The organism is Streptomyces capoamus (assembly GCF_014654935.1).
Classification (GTDB): Bacteria; Actinomycetota; Actinomycetes; order Streptomycetales; family Streptomycetaceae; genus Streptomyces; species Streptomyces capoamus.
Genome location: NZ_BNBF01000036.1, coordinates 14,285 through 29,658, shown reverse-complemented (window position 1 = coordinate 29,658; position 15,374 = coordinate 14,285). Strand labels below are relative to the sequence as shown.

14 protein-coding genes and 2 pseudogenes are annotated in these 15,374 nt (G+C 69.1%); 10 read left to right on the top strand and 6 right to left on the bottom strand.

Annotated elements, in window-relative coordinates; all coding sequences use genetic code 11:
• On the top strand, nucleotides 1-942 hold a 942-nt coding region (locus tag IE312_RS35060; RefSeq protein WP_189986312.1), incomplete at its 5' end, for an NmrA/HSCARG family protein.
• A gap of 144 nt (nucleotides 943-1,086) precedes the next feature.
• Here IE312_RS35060 and IE312_RS35055 read toward each other — a convergent pair.
• A complete protein-coding gene (locus IE312_RS35055) occupies nucleotides 1,087-1,746 on the bottom strand; it encodes a TetR/AcrR family transcriptional regulator (protein ID WP_189986310.1) in 660 nt (219 codons plus the stop codon).
• A 176-nt stretch (nucleotides 1,747-1,922) separates the two neighbouring features.
• On the opposite strand from IE312_RS35055, the gene IE312_RS35050 reads away from it, so the two are divergent.
• Both IE312_RS35050 and IE312_RS35045 read left to right on the top strand, forming a co-directional pair.
• Nucleotides 1,923-2,708, top strand: a complete 786-nt coding sequence (locus IE312_RS35050; protein ID WP_189986309.1) for an SDR family NAD(P)-dependent oxidoreductase — start codon at nucleotides 1,923-1,925, stop codon at nucleotides 2,706-2,708.
• Between the two features lie 113 nt (nucleotides 2,709-2,821).
• Nucleotides 2,822-3,742 (top strand): NADP-dependent oxidoreductase, encoded by a 921-nt coding sequence (locus IE312_RS35045; RefSeq protein WP_229900809.1) that lies wholly within the window; start codon nucleotides 2,822-2,824, stop codon nucleotides 3,740-3,742.
• Nucleotides 3,743-3,918: 176 nt separating this feature from the next.
• On the opposite strand, the gene IE312_RS35040 is transcribed toward IE312_RS35045, so the two are convergent.
• Complete coding sequence (locus tag IE312_RS35040; protein WP_370467670.1) at nucleotides 3,919-4,458, bottom strand: MarR family winged helix-turn-helix transcriptional regulator; 540 nt, start codon at nucleotides 4,456-4,458, stop codon at nucleotides 3,919-3,921.
• A gap of 239 nt (nucleotides 4,459-4,697) precedes the next feature.
• Between IE312_RS35040 and IE312_RS35035 the strand changes: the two genes are divergently transcribed.
• The 4 genes and pseudogenes from IE312_RS35035 (at nucleotide 4,698) to tpg (ending at nucleotide 10,381) form a co-directional block, all read left to right on the top strand.
• Nucleotides 4,698-5,768 carry an alkene reductase gene (locus IE312_RS35035; protein ID WP_189986304.1) on the top strand — a complete coding sequence of 357 codons (1,071 nt, stop codon included), beginning with the start codon at nucleotides 4,698-4,700 and terminating at the stop codon, nucleotides 5,766-5,768.
• 559 nt (nucleotides 5,769-6,327) lie between these two features.
• Nucleotides 6,328-7,287, top strand: a complete 960-nt coding sequence (locus IE312_RS35030) for an alpha/beta fold hydrolase (RefSeq protein WP_370467668.1) — start codon at nucleotides 6,328-6,330, stop codon at nucleotides 7,285-7,287.
• Nucleotides 7,288-7,537: 250 nt separating this feature from the next.
• A pseudogene (gene tap, locus IE312_RS35025) lies at nucleotides 7,538-9,585 on the top strand (telomere-associated protein Tap); the annotation flags it as partial.
• Between the two features lie 235 nt (nucleotides 9,586-9,820).
• Nucleotides 9,821-10,381 carry a telomere-protecting terminal protein Tpg gene (gene tpg / locus IE312_RS35020; protein WP_189986300.1) on the top strand — a complete coding sequence of 187 codons (561 nt, stop codon included), beginning with the start codon at nucleotides 9,821-9,823 and terminating at the stop codon, nucleotides 10,379-10,381.
• Nucleotides 10,382-10,551: 170 nt separating this feature from the next.
• On the opposite strand, the gene IE312_RS35015 is transcribed toward tpg, so the two are convergent.
• On the bottom strand, nucleotides 10,552-11,538 hold the full coding sequence (locus IE312_RS35015; RefSeq protein WP_189986298.1) for an alpha/beta fold hydrolase: 987 nt from the start codon (nucleotides 11,536-11,538) through the stop codon (nucleotides 10,552-10,554).
• A gap of 145 nt (nucleotides 11,539-11,683) precedes the next feature.
• Here IE312_RS35015 and IE312_RS35010 point away from each other — a divergent pair, with 145 nt between their 5' ends.
• Entirely contained in the window at nucleotides 11,684-12,313 is a 630-nt protein-coding gene (locus IE312_RS35010) for a helix-turn-helix domain-containing protein (protein WP_189986295.1), read from the top strand.
• Nucleotides 12,314-12,440: 127 nt separating this feature from the next.
• The gene (locus IE312_RS35005; protein ID WP_189986294.1) at nucleotides 12,441-12,653 is read left to right on the top strand and encodes a hypothetical protein; all 213 of its coding nucleotides are present in this window, start codon (nucleotides 12,441-12,443) and stop codon (nucleotides 12,651-12,653) included.
• 79 nt (nucleotides 12,654-12,732) lie between these two features.
• Here the strand turns inward: IE312_RS35005 and IE312_RS35000 are convergent, their stop codons facing one another.
• The 3 genes from IE312_RS35000 to IE312_RS34990 form a co-directional block, all read right to left on the bottom strand.
• The gene (locus IE312_RS35000; RefSeq protein ID WP_189986293.1) at nucleotides 12,733-13,014 is read right to left on the bottom strand and encodes an EF-hand domain-containing protein; all 282 of its coding nucleotides are present in this window, start codon (nucleotides 13,012-13,014) and stop codon (nucleotides 12,733-12,735) included.
• Between the two features lie 525 nt (nucleotides 13,015-13,539).
• Complete coding sequence (locus tag IE312_RS34995) at nucleotides 13,540-13,758, bottom strand: tectonin domain-containing protein (RefSeq protein WP_268254396.1); 219 nt, start codon at nucleotides 13,756-13,758, stop codon at nucleotides 13,540-13,542.
• A gap of 57 nt (nucleotides 13,759-13,815) precedes the next feature.
• Nucleotides 13,816-14,553: a TetR/AcrR family transcriptional regulator gene (locus IE312_RS34990; RefSeq protein WP_189986291.1), complete on the bottom strand. Its 738-nt coding sequence runs from the start codon at nucleotides 14,551-14,553 to the stop codon at nucleotides 13,816-13,818.
• Nucleotides 14,554-14,671: 118 nt separating this feature from the next.
• Here IE312_RS34990 and IE312_RS34985 point away from each other — a divergent pair.
• Nucleotides 14,672-15,272: pseudogene (locus tag IE312_RS34985) on the top strand (NADPH-dependent FMN reductase).
• Nucleotides 15,273-15,374: the final 102 nt, after the last annotated feature.

The window sequence follows — 15,374 nt, the reverse complement described above, 5'->3', positions numbered from 1 at the left end:
GATGTGAGGTTGCGGCTGGTCGCGCGGTTGCCCACGCAAAAGACGCCGACAGCGGGCGAAAGGTGGCTATCGATGACATCAGAAGCGGACGAGCGGCGCCTCACGGTGCTGGTCCTGGGAGCCACGGGCCAGCAAGGGGGAGCAGTCGCCCGGCATCTCCTGCAGGCCGGTTGGCCAGTGCGTGCCCTGACACGTGACCCGGGCAAGCAGGCCGCTCGTGTGCTGGCGGATCAGGGCGCGCAGGTGGTGGCCGGGGACCTGGGGGACGCTGCATCCCTGCGCGCGGCCCTGGCCGGCGTGGACAGCGTCTTCTGTGTGACCCAGTACTTCGGTGCCGGCTACGCGGGAGAAGTGGCTCAGGGCAAGCTCATGGTGGACCTCGCGGCGGAAGCCGGAGTGGAGCACTTCGTGTTCAGCTCTGTGGGCAGCGCCCACAGGAACACCGGCATTCCCCACTTCGACAGCAAGTACGAGATCGAACAGCACCTCGAACAGAGTGACCTTCCCTTCACCGTGCTGCGGCCGGTGTACCTGATGGAGAACTGGGAGGGAGCCCGGCACATGATCGTAAATGGCTCCCTGGTGACGCCCCTGTCGCCCGACCGGCCATTGCAGCAGGTCAGCGTCGAGGACATCGGCGCGTTCACCCTGCTGGCCCTGAGCCGGCCCGACCAGTGGGTGGGACGGTCCGTCGACCTCGCAGGGGACGAGCTGTCGATGACGCGGTCCGCCGAGGTCTTCACCCGGGTGCTGCATCGGCCGGTAGAGGTGCAGCACGTTTCCTGGGACGACTTCCGAGAGCAGCAAGGGGAGGAGATGTACGTGATGAACCGCTGGTTCGAGACCGCCGGCTACGAGGCCGACGTGACCCGGCTGCGCGAAGTTCGTCCCCAGATGCTGTCGCTGGAGGACTACCTGCATAGGCATCATTGGGAGGCCTGAGGACAAGAGCACGGGACGTCCCGGGTGGCCGCGCTCGCCGGCGGTGTCGCCACCAGCAGAGGGGGTGGCCACCCGCTCCGTCGTGTCGTTTACGGACTGCGTCCTGTGAGCGTACGGAGTGCGTACGCATGCCCGTTCAGGAGCCTACGTCGTCTCTTCGGTGAAGAGGTGAGCCGTTATCTCTTCGTGGGTGGGGGATGATGGCAGAGCGCGGGTGTGCTCCGGGCGCAGGCCGTCGAGGAAGACACAGAGATGCCGTGTGGCGAGGGTGGCGGCCTGCTCAGGGGGCAGGTGGGGCAGGGGGCGGCAGATCAGCGCGGCTGTGGCGATGAGGTCCACGGCGGTGATGTCGGGCCGGAGCACCTCGGCGCTGCGTCCTGCGGCCAGGATCTCTTCCAGTGCGGCGGCGATGTGCTGTTGCAGGTCGCGGGCATGCGGATCGTTCGTCATGGGCCCGCCGATGAGTGGCAGGGACAGCAGTTCGCGGTTGTCGATCATTCCTTGCAGGAAGGACTGAACGGCTGCAAGCGGATCGGTCTGCGCCGTCTGGGCTGCCACCCGAGCTGTGTCGAGTACCAGGCTGAAACCGTCCACCACCACCTGGGTGATGAGGGCGTCGCGGTCGGGGAAACGCCGGTAGAGGGTGGCGATGTTCACTCCCGCGCGGCGCGCGATCTCGTCCAAGGGGACGGCGGTACCTGACTCGCGGAAGGCGGCGCGGGCCGCGGCCAGGATCTGGGCGCGATTGCGCGCGGCGTCGGCCCGCAGGCGCGGGGCCGGCGGTCCGCTCGGAGTGCTGGCCACCGTGTCCACCTCTGCTGTTCTCATCGCTGCGGTGTGTCGAGGGTACGTCCCCAGCCTAAGTGAAGGAAATCCTTCACTTTGGTGTTAGTGTCGTTGTGCAGGCGACGCGGCGCACCATCCGTTCCGTGAGGTGGGCGCCCGTCGGCCGGCCGGATATGCGAAAGGAAGAACCCCTCATGACAACAGCGGACGACAAGCGTTTCGTGGGCAAGGTGGCGGTGGTGACGGGAGGCAGCCGGGGCATAGGAGCGGCGGTCGCCACTCGCCTGGCGGCCGAAGGAGCAGCTGTTGTCGTGGGCTACCGCGGCAACCAGCAAGCCGCCGATGAACTGGTCCGGTCACTGGCGGACCAGGGCCACAAGGCCATGGCGCTGCGGGCGGACGTGGCCAACCCCGACCAGACGGGAACCCTGATCGACCGGGCTGTCTCCGAGTTCGGCCAGCTCGATGTCCTGGCCTCCTGCGCGGGCGTGGAGCACTTCGACGCACTGGAGAACATCACCCCGGCCGACTTCGACCGTGTCTTCTCCGTCAACACCCGCGGCCAGCTCTTCGCCGCCCAGCACGCCGCCGCCCACATGCGCACAGGCGGCAGGATCGTCCTCACCTCCTCGGTCAGCGCCTCGAAGGCGTTCTTCGGACACACCCTGTACGCCGCGTCCAAGGCCGCCGTGGAAGCGATGGTCCTCAACCTCTCCGCCGAACTCGGACAGCGCGGCATTACCATCAACGCCATCGCCCCCGGCGGCACGGCCACCGACATGGCCGCCGAACACGGAGCCAGCTACCAGCACCCCCAGCTGGTCGGGAAGCAGACCATGTCCGACTGGCTCGACGTACAGGTGGCACTGCGGCGACTCGCGGACCCCGCCGAGATCGCAGCCGCCTACGCCTTCCTCGCCAGCGACGACGCCGCCTACATGACCGGCCGCACCCTCCAGATCGACGGCGGCATGTTCTAGCCGCCCGGCAGGCTCGTCCCTCGCACGTTCCGATCGGCGGCCGGCCGTCCCTCGTCCTGCGCGCGGACATGCAGGCTCGCATATCAAAGATCACCATCAGGAAGTCAAGTGTCATGAAGGCAGTAGCGTTTTCGCGGTTCGGCGGCCCTGAAGTTTTGGAGGTCGTCGAGCTTGAGAAGCCCGAGCCCGGGCCGGGGCAGGTGCGGATGGTCGTCAAGGCGGCCGGTCTGAACCCAGTGGACTACAAGGTGCGCAAGGGTGAGCTCGGTTGGTACGAGCCCGAGTTCCCGTTGATCCCGGGTCTTGATGTGGCGGGCGTTGTGGAGGCGGTCGGCTCGGGCGTGACCGACGTCAAGGTCGGCGACGAGGTATTCGGCCAGTCCGATGGCGGCCCTTACACCGCCAACGCCGCCGCCGAGTTCGTACTGAGCCACATCTACCACCCGAAACCGGCCAACGTCAGCTGGGAGGTCGCCGGGTCGCTGTGGACCGTCGGTGAGACCGCCGTACGCGCGATGCGCCTGGCGGACCTGAAGGCCGACGAGACCATGGTGGTGGTCGGGGGAGGCGGGAGTGTCGGGACGGTACTCGTCCAGCTCGCCCTCGCCAAGGGTGTGCGCGTCATCGCCACTGCGAACGCTGCTGACCTGGAGCGGCTGCGCAGCTACGGCGCGACCGCAGTCGAGTACGGCGACGGCTGGGTGGGCCGGGTCCGCGACAGCGCTCCGGACGGTGTGGATGTCGCGGTCGACGCCGCCGGTGCCGCCGTGCTGCCCGGCTGCATCGAGCTCACGGGGGGCACCGAGCGGGTGGTGAACCTGGCCGATCTTGAGGGTGAGAAGTACGGCGTGCCGTTCGCGATGGGCACTCCCGAAGTGCGGGCGCTGGATGCGCTTCCGCAGCTCGCCGAGCTCACCGCAGCCGGCAAACTGGACCTGCCGATCTGGAAGACCTATCCGCTCGAAGAGGGCGCCCAGGCGCACGCCGACCTGGAGGCCCACCGTAACCGCGGCAAGATCGTCTTGATGCCGTAGCGGCTGGTCCATGATGCCGTAGCGGCTGGTCCACGCGACGCTTAACGCCTGGCCGCCGGCCACACGGTGGCCGGGACATTGCGGCGGTCTGCCCGAGATGATCCTGAAGCGGTAACCGCGCGGATCCGTAAGGCGGGCGTATGGGCATGCGGCGGAAGCGAGGGCCGCCCAGCTTGTCAGGACGTGCCTGGGGTCTCTGTAGGCGGCGGGGAGTGGGTGAGGTTCGTCTCGAAGCGTTCGAGGACACGCAAGGCGGTGTCCTGGTCTTCGGGGCCGAGGTCCCCGAGGGTGTGCGCTTCGAGTTCGGCCCAGAGGCGTTCGACCGATGTGCGCAGCGCGTGGCCGGCAGGCGTGACCTCGATGAGCGCGGCGCGTTTGTCGGTAGGGCTGGGGCGGCGGCGGACGAAGCCCGCGCGTTCCAGTCGCCGGATGGTGCGGGTCATGGTGGCGGCGTCGGAGTCCAACAGGCGCACGAGGTCGGTCTGGCGTTGGGGGCCCTGCTCCCACAGGTGCATCATCACCAGCTCTTGACCGGGGTGCAGGCCGGCACGGCGTAGGAGCTGGCCGGCCAGCATGCGGTGCAGGCGCGCGACCCGGAAGATCGCGTGGCTGACCTTGCCGGTACGGGCAGCGGACGGAAGCGGGACCGTTGCGGCGCCGCGCACTTCCTCCTCCGTGGCCGGGGCGTCTGGGTCTGACGGCTCACTTCTCGCCACGTCCATCCTCCCTATGAGGCCATGCACTGTCCGGACAGTTATCAGGGTACTGCCCGGTGGGCTAAATCCCGGAAGGACGGCGCACCCACATCACTTTGGCTGGTGACGCGCATCACCCTTCACGCGGACACACAGGATGCCATTTACTTGTTCAGACAGGTAAATGGCATGCGGCACACACAGCTGCAACGAATGGCCCGGTCCGTCCTGACCCCGCCTTTCATCAAAGGAGCCCGATCATGACTACTGCTTTCGACTCGTTCCTGCTGGGCGGCAAGCGCCTGGCCAACCGCATCGTCATGGCGCCGATGACCCGCAGCCGTGCCTACGGTTCCGGCGCTGTCCCTACCGCCTCGATGGCCGAGTACTACGCTCAGCGAGCCAGTGCCGGGCTGATCGTCACCGAGGGCACTCAGCCGTCGGTGGTCGGCCAGGGCTATCCCGACACTCCGGGCCTGCACTCGCCCGAGCAGATCGCCGGATGGCGCGAGGTGACCGACGCCGTCCATCGCGAGGGAGGCGTGATCTTTGCGCAGCTGATGCATACCGGACGCGTCGGACACCCCAGCCTGCTGCCCGACGAGATGGTCCCGGTTGCCCCGTCCCCCATCGCCGCCAAGGGCCAGGTCTTCACCCACGAGGGCCCGAAGGACATGGTGACTCCCAGGGAGCTGAGCGAGCCCGAGATCTGGCAGACCATCGACGACTTCGCCGCCGCCGCCCGCAACGCGATCACCGCCGGATTCGACGGCGTGGAGATCCACGGCGCCAACGGCTATCTCGTCCACCAGTTCCTCGCCCCCAACGCCAATCAGCGCACCGATGCATGGGGCGGCACTGTCGAGGGCCGGATTCGCTTCGCCCTCGAGGTGCCCCGGGCGGTCGCGGACGCGATCGGCGCCCACCGCACCGGTATCCGTCTGTCTCCGGGCAACCCCTACAACGACATCGCCGAGCAGGATCTGGACGCCACCTACGGTCCACTGGTGGACAAGCTCGCACCCCTGGGTCTTGCCTATCTCCACCTGATGGAGGGCCCGGACCGCGAGCTCGCCCGTCGCCTGCGCAAGGCCTGGCCCACCACGTTCATACTCAACCCGCTGACCTACCCGAACCCCACCGGTCCCGACGCGCTCAACCTCATCGAGGACGGCACCGCGGACATGATCTCCTTCGGCATGCTGTTCCTGGCCAACCCGGATCTACCCCGCCGACTGCAGCTGGGCGGCCCCTTCAACAGCCCCGACCAGGCCACCTTCTACGGCGGTGACGACCGCGGCTACACCGACTACCCCGTCCTGCCTGCCTGACCGCAGGCACAGCACCCCGGCTCGGACGTGGCTCACCCTGCGGGGATCCGGGGTGCGTGGCCCCGACGGCGGAGAGAAGGTGACTGCATGACCAGCTTCAGAAGAAGTGGCGCAACGGGCACTCGAACCCCGGGACGGCATTCGTCGTCGACGACGTCGCCAGCGTGAGCCCGTGGCGAGTGCGCGGCGCCGAGACACGGGGCGAAGTCGAACTTCTCACCGGCGATCGCATCCTCGGGTCGGGCTGCAGCGCGGAAGTCATGCGTCTGCACCCCAGAAGGCTGACATCCGCCAGTGCCCGTCTGCGGGCGCGGCCGGCTGATGGCCGGCCCGTGGAGAAGCCCGCCGCAAAACCGTCCGCCCATCTGTTGACGGGGCGACGAAGACGTTGACGCGAAAGGCTCCGCCGAGCAGGGCCCGTGCCGCACCGGCGCACGCCCGCGACCACAGCAGGCGGTCCGGGCGAGGCGCAGCCATATGAGCGGGTGTCCAGCTGGTGCCTGGGCTGCCAAGACCCGATCCAGTCCCTCCACATTTTGGGAGTACTGCCATGCCTCATGTGACCACTGCCCCCACCGGCGGGAACAAGCCGACCGGGTTCGGCTCGGTGACCGGAGTACCGAACCTGCCGCAAGGGTTCACGGAGACGTTCGAAAGCCGCCTCGTCGAGGTGGACGGCCTGCTCCTGCACGCGGTCGTCGGCGGCCGGGGACCCGCCCTGCTGTTGCTCTGCGGTTGGCCGCAGACCTGGTATGCGTGGCGATTCCTCATGCCAGCGCTCGCCCGCGACTTCACGGTGGTCGCGGCCGATCCCAGAGGCGTCGGCCTGTCTGACAAGCCCGAGGGCGGCTACGACTCCGGCACCGTTGCCCGTGACCTCATCGGACTCATGGAGGCACTGGGTCACCAGCGCTTCGCGCTGGTGGGCCACGACGTCGGCATGCTGACCGGGTACGCGATGGCTGCTGACTACCCGGAGCGAATCGAGAGATTCGCATGCTCGGAGGCCATCATCCCGGGAGTCGCGCCCTCACCGCCGCTGCTCGGCGACCGCAGGCTGAACGACCTCCTGTGGCACTTCGCCTTCAACCGGACCCATGACATCAACGAGCGTCTGGTGGAGGGCCGGGAGGAGATCTACTTCGGGTATCAGTTCGCCACAAAAGCTGCCACGCCCACCTCGATCCCCGACTACGCCGTCAAGGTCTATGTCGACAGCCTCAAGAGCAGCCCCGACGCTTTGCGCGCCAGCTTCGACTATTACCGTGCCCTCGACGAGGTCATGGAACAGAGCGCGCGGCGTAAGCAGAGAAAGATCACCATGCCTGTGCTCGCCGTCGCCGGCGCCGCCTCCCTCGGCGACGGATTGGAGCAGGAGGTGCGGCTGTTCGCCGAGGACGTTACCGCCCGCGTCATTCCCGGTTGCGGCCACTTCGTCCCTGAGGAGGCACCAGAGGCCCTCCTCGACGCGCTGAGCACATTCCTGGCTCCCTACAAGGACGGCGCGGCCAAGGAATGAACCGGCCTGTCACCGCACCCCGACGGAGGCGTCAGGCCACCGGCGGGGTGGGGCTTGACGCCCGGACGGAGCCGCACCTGCTCGACCCGGTGCCCGCGCCTGCACCGGGCGCGCGTCGAGGTGCTCGTCGGCGGGCTGGCTGAGGAGAGCGCGCAGTTCATCGGGGTCCTGGTGGAGATCCCGAAGTCGCGGGCCTCCTGCTCGCTCACCTGCCGGGCCCGGCTGCCGGTGACCATCCGCACCGTCCCGGCCGGGGCGCCCGGCGGCACGACTGCGCGAGGCCGCTGGCATCACCCAGGCCCGTCTCGCGGCCGCGCTGAAGACCACGACGCAGACGGTCAAGAACTGGGAGAACGGCCGCTCCGAGCCGAAGTCGCCGCGCCTGGAGGCGTACCAGCGGCTGCTGAAGGGGTGGGCGGCGAAGTACCCCGCCCACGGCATCCCCGCCGCGCCTGCGCCTGCCGCCCCCGTGGCTCCGGCCGCCGCTCCGCAGCTGGTGATGCCGGAGACGTTCACGGGCCCGGCCGCGACCGAGGCGACGGCCCCGGCGTAGGTGGAGGCTCCCGCCGCTCCGGAGCGCCCCGCCCGTCCGGCGACGTCGCGGCGCCCGGCGGCGAAGAAGGCGACGAAGCCCGCTGTCGACCCGCGCTTCCCGCACGGCCCGCTCGCCGTGCTGGACGGCGACGGCTCCGCGTACGGCGTCGACGGGATCGTGCTGGACTGCCCGGCGACCACGATTCCGGAGCTGGTGGAGTGGACGCTGCGCGAGTCCGGCCTCGGTGCGCCCAAGCTCAACCGCTACGGCAAGGACTCCGACCCGCTGATCGTGCTCACCGCCGCGGCCGCCGTGAAGCTCGGGCTGCCTGAGCGCCTGGAGGGCCACGAGCAGCGCCGCTCCCTGCGCCTGCCGGAGGACCACCCGGTCGTCAAGCAGGTGGCGAAGGCGAAGTGGCAGCTCACGCAGCGCGGTTTCGGCCCGTGGGCGCGGATCTACCGCAAGGCGCAGGGACGCGACCGGCAGTGCGTGCAGCTGGCGATCCTGTCGTGGGACGCCCTCGATGAGCGGTCCTGGCCCGGCGTGGCGGAGATGGAGCCGGCCGACATCGCCCGCGTCCTCGGGGTGTACGCCCAGCGGGTCATCACCCCGCGCGGCTCCACGGCCGTCTCGGGCCTGGAGCTGATGAGGGCGCTGCGCCCGCCGACGAAGCCGGAGCGCGATGAGGAGACCGGCAACTGGATCTCCGCCTACAACCCGGGCTCGCTGGGGACGGAGCCGATGGACCCGGCGCCGCCGGAGGCCACCCCGGAGCACCCGGTCGTCGTTCAGTCCGGCTGGACGGGCGGGTTCCTCGATGAGGAGGCGTACCAGTGGGTGCGGTCGGTGGACTCGCTCAGCGATGAGGAGTGCATGATGCCCTTCGCGGTCGGCCTGGACCTCAACACCGCGTTCCTCGCCGCCGCGGCCCGCCTGGTCGTCGGCCTCAGCGCTCCGGACCACTTCCACGCCCCGAAGTTCAACCCGAAGATCCCCAGGAGCTGGCTGGTCGACCTGTCCCACATCGAGCTGAACCCGCGCCTGCCCTCGCCGTTCACGCCGGACGGCTCCCGTCCGACGAGCCCGGCCTGGTACCAGACGCACACCGTCGCCTACGCCCAGGAGCTCGGCTACGACGTCCACCCGATCGAGGCGTACCTGCGCCGCGAGACCGGCGCGTACCTGGACCCGTGGCACGACCGCCTCAAGAACGCCTACGTCGACACCCTCGCCGACCTCGGCGTCACTAAGCACCTGGACGACCGCGCCTTCCTCGCCGCGATGGAGCAGCACAAGCAGGTCGACCCGGCCCTGGCCGCCGTCCTCGCGGCCATCAAGGCCACGGTGAAGGGCGGCGTCGGCAAGCTCCGCGAGCGCCCGCAGGGCAAGCACTACAAGGAGGGCGAGCGGTGGCCGGCCCTTCAGCGGCCGACCTGGCGCCCCGACATCCGGGCCGCCGTCATCAGCAAGGCCCGGGTCAACATGCACCGCAAGCTCAACAACATGGCGAAGATGACCGGGCTGTTCCCGCTCGCCGTGCTCTCCGACTGCGTCGTCTACCCCTCGCCGGCGCGAGCCCGCTGGACTTCCTCCCCTCCGCGGCCTCTGGCAAGCCGCAGCCGGGCGGCTTCCGCCTCGGGCCGACGCCGGGCCTGGCGAAGCTGGAAGACGTCCAGCCGATGCTGTGGGCGGTGGAGCTGATGGAAAAGGGCCTCAACCCGGCCCGCCACATCAAGGGCGGCGACGCCGTCTTGGACGAGGGTAGGGGAGTGGCCACCGACACCAGCGGCGCACGGTCCTTCGAGGCCGACGCGGAGCGGGAACGGACGCTGGATCGCCTGGAGGCGCGCACGGAGGCCCTGCGGTTCTCCCTGCGCGCCCGCCGGGCCTCGGCGCGGTTCGAGCTGTGGCGGCATGACCTGCGCGAGACGCGTGAGACCTGGTTCCGGCTCGTCGACCCCGACGGCCAGGACCCCACCCTCGAAGGGAGCTAAAGCCGTGGCCGGAGAGATCGAGGACGCCATCGAGCGGGCCGACCGGGAGGCGTTCACCAAGGAGCCGCCCAAGACCCTCAAGGGCCAGGTCGGGTTCCTGATCAAGCAGTTCGGCAGCGCGAAGGCCGTCGCACAGGAGATCGGCGTCACCGCCGACTCTGTCAACAGGTACCGGCGCGGCGCCCGCAAGCACGCCCGCGCCGATGTCGCCGCGAAGATCGACGACGCCGTAGGGAAGCGGTGGCAGCCGCTGGTGCGCAAGCGCCGGCAGAAGCAGGCGTCCACCAGCACCGGGATCACCGTGGAGACCCGGGCCCGGTTCGGCTACACCGCACCGGTCGGCACGACCGACGACGGACGGTTTAGGCGGCTCACCGTGCACCTCCCCCCGCAGTACGCCCGCCGTCTCTTCGACGCCCGCGACGCGGGGGCCAGCGACCAGCAGATGCGCGGAATCATCGCCGAAGGGTTCAAGGAGGTCTATTTCCAGGACGGCGGCGGGCGCGCTATGGGACTGACGGACGTGGAAATCAACGACATCGACTACCTCGATCTGGATTACTGACTCGAGGCGAAAGCGTGACCGCTGAATTGTCGCTTTTGAGCCGAAGCGCGGAAGTTGTCACATAGGCACGCTTGTTGTCAGTGGAGTACGTGCGGTGTGACTGTTCGGCATCACCGAGCAGACCGCCATGCGCTACTTCTGCGCGGCCCGCTCGCGGTAGCCCGCCTGGTTCAGCCCTGAATAGTGGCGAGCCAGTCGATCAGCAGGCTGTTGACCTCGTCGGGGCGTTCCTGCTGGATCCAGTGGCCGCAGCCGTCCAGGAGGTGGGAGGCGGACAGGGCGGGGAGGGTGGTGGGGTAGGCGTCGACGGCGTCGGCCATCCAGGTGGTGGAGGCGTCCAGTGCGCCGCCGACGAACAAGGCGGGCTGTTTGATGGGGGATCCGCGGTGGGGGGCGAGGTCTTCCCAGTCGCGGTCCATGTTGCGGTAGCGGTTGAGGGCGCCGGTCAGGCCGGTGCGCTCGAACTCTCCGGCGTAGACGTCGAGGTCCTCTTCGCTCAACCAGGCCGGGAGCGGGCCCGCAGGGAAGCGGTCGCGCAGCTGGCCGCCGCGGGCGACGAAGTGCGGGTCGGGCTCGCCCTCGGCCGGCATGGTGTCGGCGGACAGGGCCGCGTAGAAGCCTGCGAGCCAGCTCCGGACGTCGGGCTCGATCTCGGCCTCGGCGCGACCGGGCTCCTGGAAGTAGGAGACGTAGAACTCCTGCTCGGCGCGGCCGATCCGGCCGAAGACGTCGGTGGGGCGGGGGCCACCGGGCGGCGCGTACGGGACGCTCAGCAAGCCGACCGCGCGGAAGACTCCGGGATGGAGCAGCGCGGAGGCGGCGGCGATGTTGGAGCCCCAGTCGTGGCCGACGACCACCGCGCTCTCCTCGCCGAGGGCACGCACTACGGCGACGTTGTCCTCCACCAGGTCGAGCATCCGATAGGCGTCGGTCGCGGCGGGCTTGGAGGAGCGGCCGTAGCCACGTACGTCGATCGCCACCGCCCGGTACCCGGCCGCGGCGAGGACCGGGAGCTGGCGGCGCCAGGAGTACCAGGACTCGGGGAAGCCGTGCACGAGCAGGACCAGCGGGCCGCAGCCCTGCTCGACCAGGTGCAGGCGCCCGGCCGGGGCCTCGACGATGCGGTGGCGGAGTGCGGCGGTCGGCTCGGATCGCATGGGCGACTTCTCCTCGGTTCGCGGGCGGGGCCGGGGTACCCATCGATCATGCTGCCCGGCGGCCACTCCGCGCGATCAGCGTTGCCATTCTGGCAAGCTTGCAGGCCAAGGCGGTGAAGCGGCACCGCGAGAAGGAACGGGGACGGTGGCAGGAGACAACGTGGCCCAGACGCTGGCGGCGATGGGGCCCCGGCTACGGGTCGTCCGCGAGCGCCGTGCCGTCACACTCGCCGATGTCAGCCGCGCGACCGGCATCTCGCCCAGTACCCTGTCGCGGATCGAGACCGGCCGGCGCAAGCCCACCCTGGAGGTGGTGCTGCAGCTGGCGAAGGAATACGGAGTCGCCCTGGACGAGCTGGTCGGCACCGCACCCGCCCCTGCGGCCGAGCCCCGCAGCACGGCGCTGCACAGCTTTGGCGATGACAAGGCGGTGTTTCCGTTGACCCGGTACGTCGGCGGCCTGCACGCCCACAAGCATGTCCTGCCTGCCGTTGCGGAGCCGCCTGGGCGGCCCCGGCAGGTGTCCCACGAGGGTTACGAGTGGCTGTGTGTCCTGTACGGGCGGTTGTGGCTCGCACTCGGCAGCCAGGACCTCGTCCTGACTGCCGGGGACGTCGTCGAATTCGACACCCGCATCCTTCACGGAGTCGCGAACGCCGGATCCGACGGACCGGTCGAGTATCTGATCATGTTCGGGCCTCAGGGAGAACGTCTACGGCTGCGCACCCCTCCAGCAGTCGGTCGCGGGACTGGTGACAGAAAGGCTGCTGAATGAGCAGTTGTGACAAGCGCCATGCCTCGTCGGTGACAACCAAGCTGCTTCGTTCGGTCTGATTCGCCACGTCATCCGGCTCTGCCGGTGACAACTACTGTGCTTGGCTCAGCTTTGACTGAGCGGCCGGTTGGCCTTGGAGTACTTGAGGCGGAAACTACGACGCTCAGCGCTGACCTACGGTATCCACAAGGACAGCAAGGGCGGCACGATCACCATCGAGCAGGATGACGTCGACGTCGATGCCAAGTCCCTCCTCAAGCTGTCCCAGAAGTTCCCTCCGCGGTACGAGCAGGTCATGGTCCTTAGCTTCACCATTACGATGGATGAGCCGTACAACTAGGCGTCCCTACGGCGAGGGTGCCGCGCCACCTGCATCGGGTGACGCGACCCCGTCTCAGATCCTGCCCCTGCCGGCCCGCTCACGCCTGTCGGAAGATCTCCTCCACCGCCCGCGCCTCGGGGCTGTCCCCCTCCAGGTCGAAGTACCACTGGTTCACCGCGTATTCGAACTCGTCGAAGTCGATCCGGCCGTCCCGCTCCTGGTCCAAGCGGCCGAAGTCCCGCAGTTTTTGCGGGCTGAGACTGCCGCGCTTCTCCAGGAAGTCGACGATCTCCGGCCCGGTGATGCACCCGTCGCCGTCGGTGTCGATCGCCTTGAAGACGGCCTGCACCTTCTCCTGGGTGATGTTCTCGCGGTTCACGCTCCCACTCACCGCTGGTGCCCTTCTGTATGCGTGCGATTACGTCGGCCGCGCTGCCCGTCCAAGGGGTGTCGCCCAGGTGTGCGTCAAGGGGACAAGGAGCCGGACAGTAACCGCTGGCTGCCACTTCGCCCGGCCTCCCCGTCACACCATTCGGGTGGCATACCCGATCAAGCCGGGGCGTGGTGTGCCAAAGTGCGCTGCACTACTAGGAGGAACATCAATGTCCCCCAGCTCGCGTCGGGCGTTGGCGCCTGCACCGCCCTTCTCGCCCTCGTAGCCTGTCTCGCGGCGGTGGGCACGGCCACGGCCGCGCCTGCGCAGCACGCCGCGATGGGCGGTGCGGCTGCGGCCGGGGATCGGGGCGCGCTCAGCCGGTTGCGCGTCGGCCGGGGCCGCCGCGTCTCGCCGCCGTAGCCCGGCGGCGGAGTCAGGACGGAAGTCGCCGGCGCCCCGGTGTTGTCCTCGGGTTGCCCTGGACCTCTGCCGGGTCCAGGGCATTTCCTGCGCCGGTGATGGCCTCGATCAGCCCGGCTGGTCTCCGGCGTAGCGGTAGATGTGGCCTTCGCTGTTGACGTGCCAGACGGTGCCGTCCGCCGCGGCTCCTATGTCGACGGCCTTGCCCTGGATCTTGACCCACGGGCTGGGGTCCCCGGCGTCGTTGCCGGAGAACTTGTAGATGTCGCCGTTGGAGTTGACACCCCACACATTGGTCCGTGAACCGGCCGCGATAGGAACGGACAAGCGAAGGCCCGCTACATGTAATTTCTCTGCAGCGGGCTGACCTGTCCGGAGATGTCCTCAGACCGCCAGGCGCGCCGCGATGCCGTCGAGGACGCAGTCCAGCCCGGTCTCGAACTGCCACTGAAGATCGTCCTTGTGCTCGGCCTCGCCGATGTAGCGTGCGTACATCGGGAAACGCCCGGTGCTCACGAGCCAGGCCATCTGCGAGGCCAGTCCCGAGCGGGCCTCCTCGCGGTTGGACCAGCCGCGGACACGCAGCATCCGCGCCAGCCCGACCTCCGAGTCGACCGCGCCGTGCACATAGGCGGTGACGGTGCTGTAGACCGCCATGGCGGTGTCCGCGTCGAGGCCAAGGCCGTCGAGCGCGGCTAGGGCGGCCTCTGGCACGGCCAACTGGTTGGGGGTCGGCGCGCACCACGTGGCCCGTGTCACCCATGAGTGCCGCAGCAGGACCTCCCTTATCCGCAGGGCGAGGGACCACATGGTCGCGCGCCAGCCCTCCTTGCCGTCCGGCAGCTCCAGCTCCGCGTAGACGAAGTCGACCATCAGCTCGAGGAGCTCGTCCTTACCGGTGACGTAGCGGTACGCGGCCATGGGGGCTACGCCGAGTTCGGTGGCCAGGCGGCGCATGGTGACCGCGTCGAGTCCCTCCGCGTCGGCGACGCCGACCGCGGCCTTGGCGATCCGCTGGGGGGTGAGGGTGGTGCGGGGGGCCGGGGCCGGGCGCTCGAGACGCTCCCATAGGGAGACGTGGTCCCTGTCGTCGCTCGCTGCCTGTCTCTCCTGGGAGGCCATCGCTTGGGTTCCTTCCGCCCGCTGTTACGTGTACATCGTATCCGGAGTGGACAATGTACACAACGGTGCGTACGTTGTACGGAGAGGGTACGACGTACACAGCATCGAGGAGCCTTCCATGGCTGACGTGACTGACGGCCCCCTTCGGGCCTCGGTGATCATCGGCAGCACCCGGGACGGACGGTTCGGTCCGGTCGTCGCCGACTGGATAGCCGGACACATCGCCCAGCACGAGGACATGGCGGCCGACCTGATCGACCTCGTCGGGACGCCGCTGCCGACCGTCTTCCCGGCGTTCGGACAGGCCCCCTTCCGACGAGGTCGTGGCACAGCTGAGCGCGGTGTCGCCGCGGCTGGCTCAGGCCGACGCCTTCGTGATCGTCGCGCCCGAGTACCACCACAGCTTCCCCGCACCGCTGAAGAACGCCGTCGACTGGCACAACGAGCAGTGGCATGCCAAGCCCGTCGGCTTCATCTCCTGCGGCGGCCTGGCCGGCGCTCTGCGGGCCGTCGAGCAGCTGAGGGTGGTGCTCGCGGAAGTGCACGCGGTCACGATCCGCAACACCGTCAGCTTCCACAACTACGGCGCGGTCTTCGGCAACGACGGCAAGCCGACCGACCCGGCGTGCGATGTCGCGGCCAAGGCCATGCTCGACCAGCTCACCTGGTGGAGACAGACGCTGCGCGAGGCCAGGCGTGTTCGCCCGTACGCGGTCTGACGTCCGGCCACATGTGCCTTGGGGGGAGCGATGAAGGACCGAGCGACCGACACACCCGCACCCGACCGATCCTTTCTGCCGCGGCTGGGCGTCTTCGGACTG

Excerpts from the sequence above, each read along its gene's own strand:
- IE312_RS35050 (WP_189986309.1), top strand. The coding sequence starts at position 1,923 with ATGACAACAGCGGACGACAAGCGTTTCGTGGGCAAGGTGGCGGTGGTG.
- IE312_RS35045 (WP_229900809.1), top strand. The coding sequence starts at position 2,822 with ATGAAGGCAGTAGCGTTTTCGCGGTTCGGCGGCCCTGAAGTTTTGGAG.
- IE312_RS35035 (WP_189986304.1), top strand. The coding sequence starts at position 4,698 with ATGACTACTGCTTTCGACTCGTTCCTGCTGGGCGGCAAGCGCCTGGCC.
- IE312_RS35015 (WP_189986298.1), bottom strand. The coding sequence starts at position 11,538 with ATGCGATCCGAGCCGACCGCCGCACTCCGCCACCGCATCGTCGAGGCC.
- IE312_RS34990 (WP_189986291.1), bottom strand. The coding sequence starts at position 14,553 with ATGGCCTCCCAGGAGAGACAGGCAGCGAGCGACGACAGGGACCACGTC.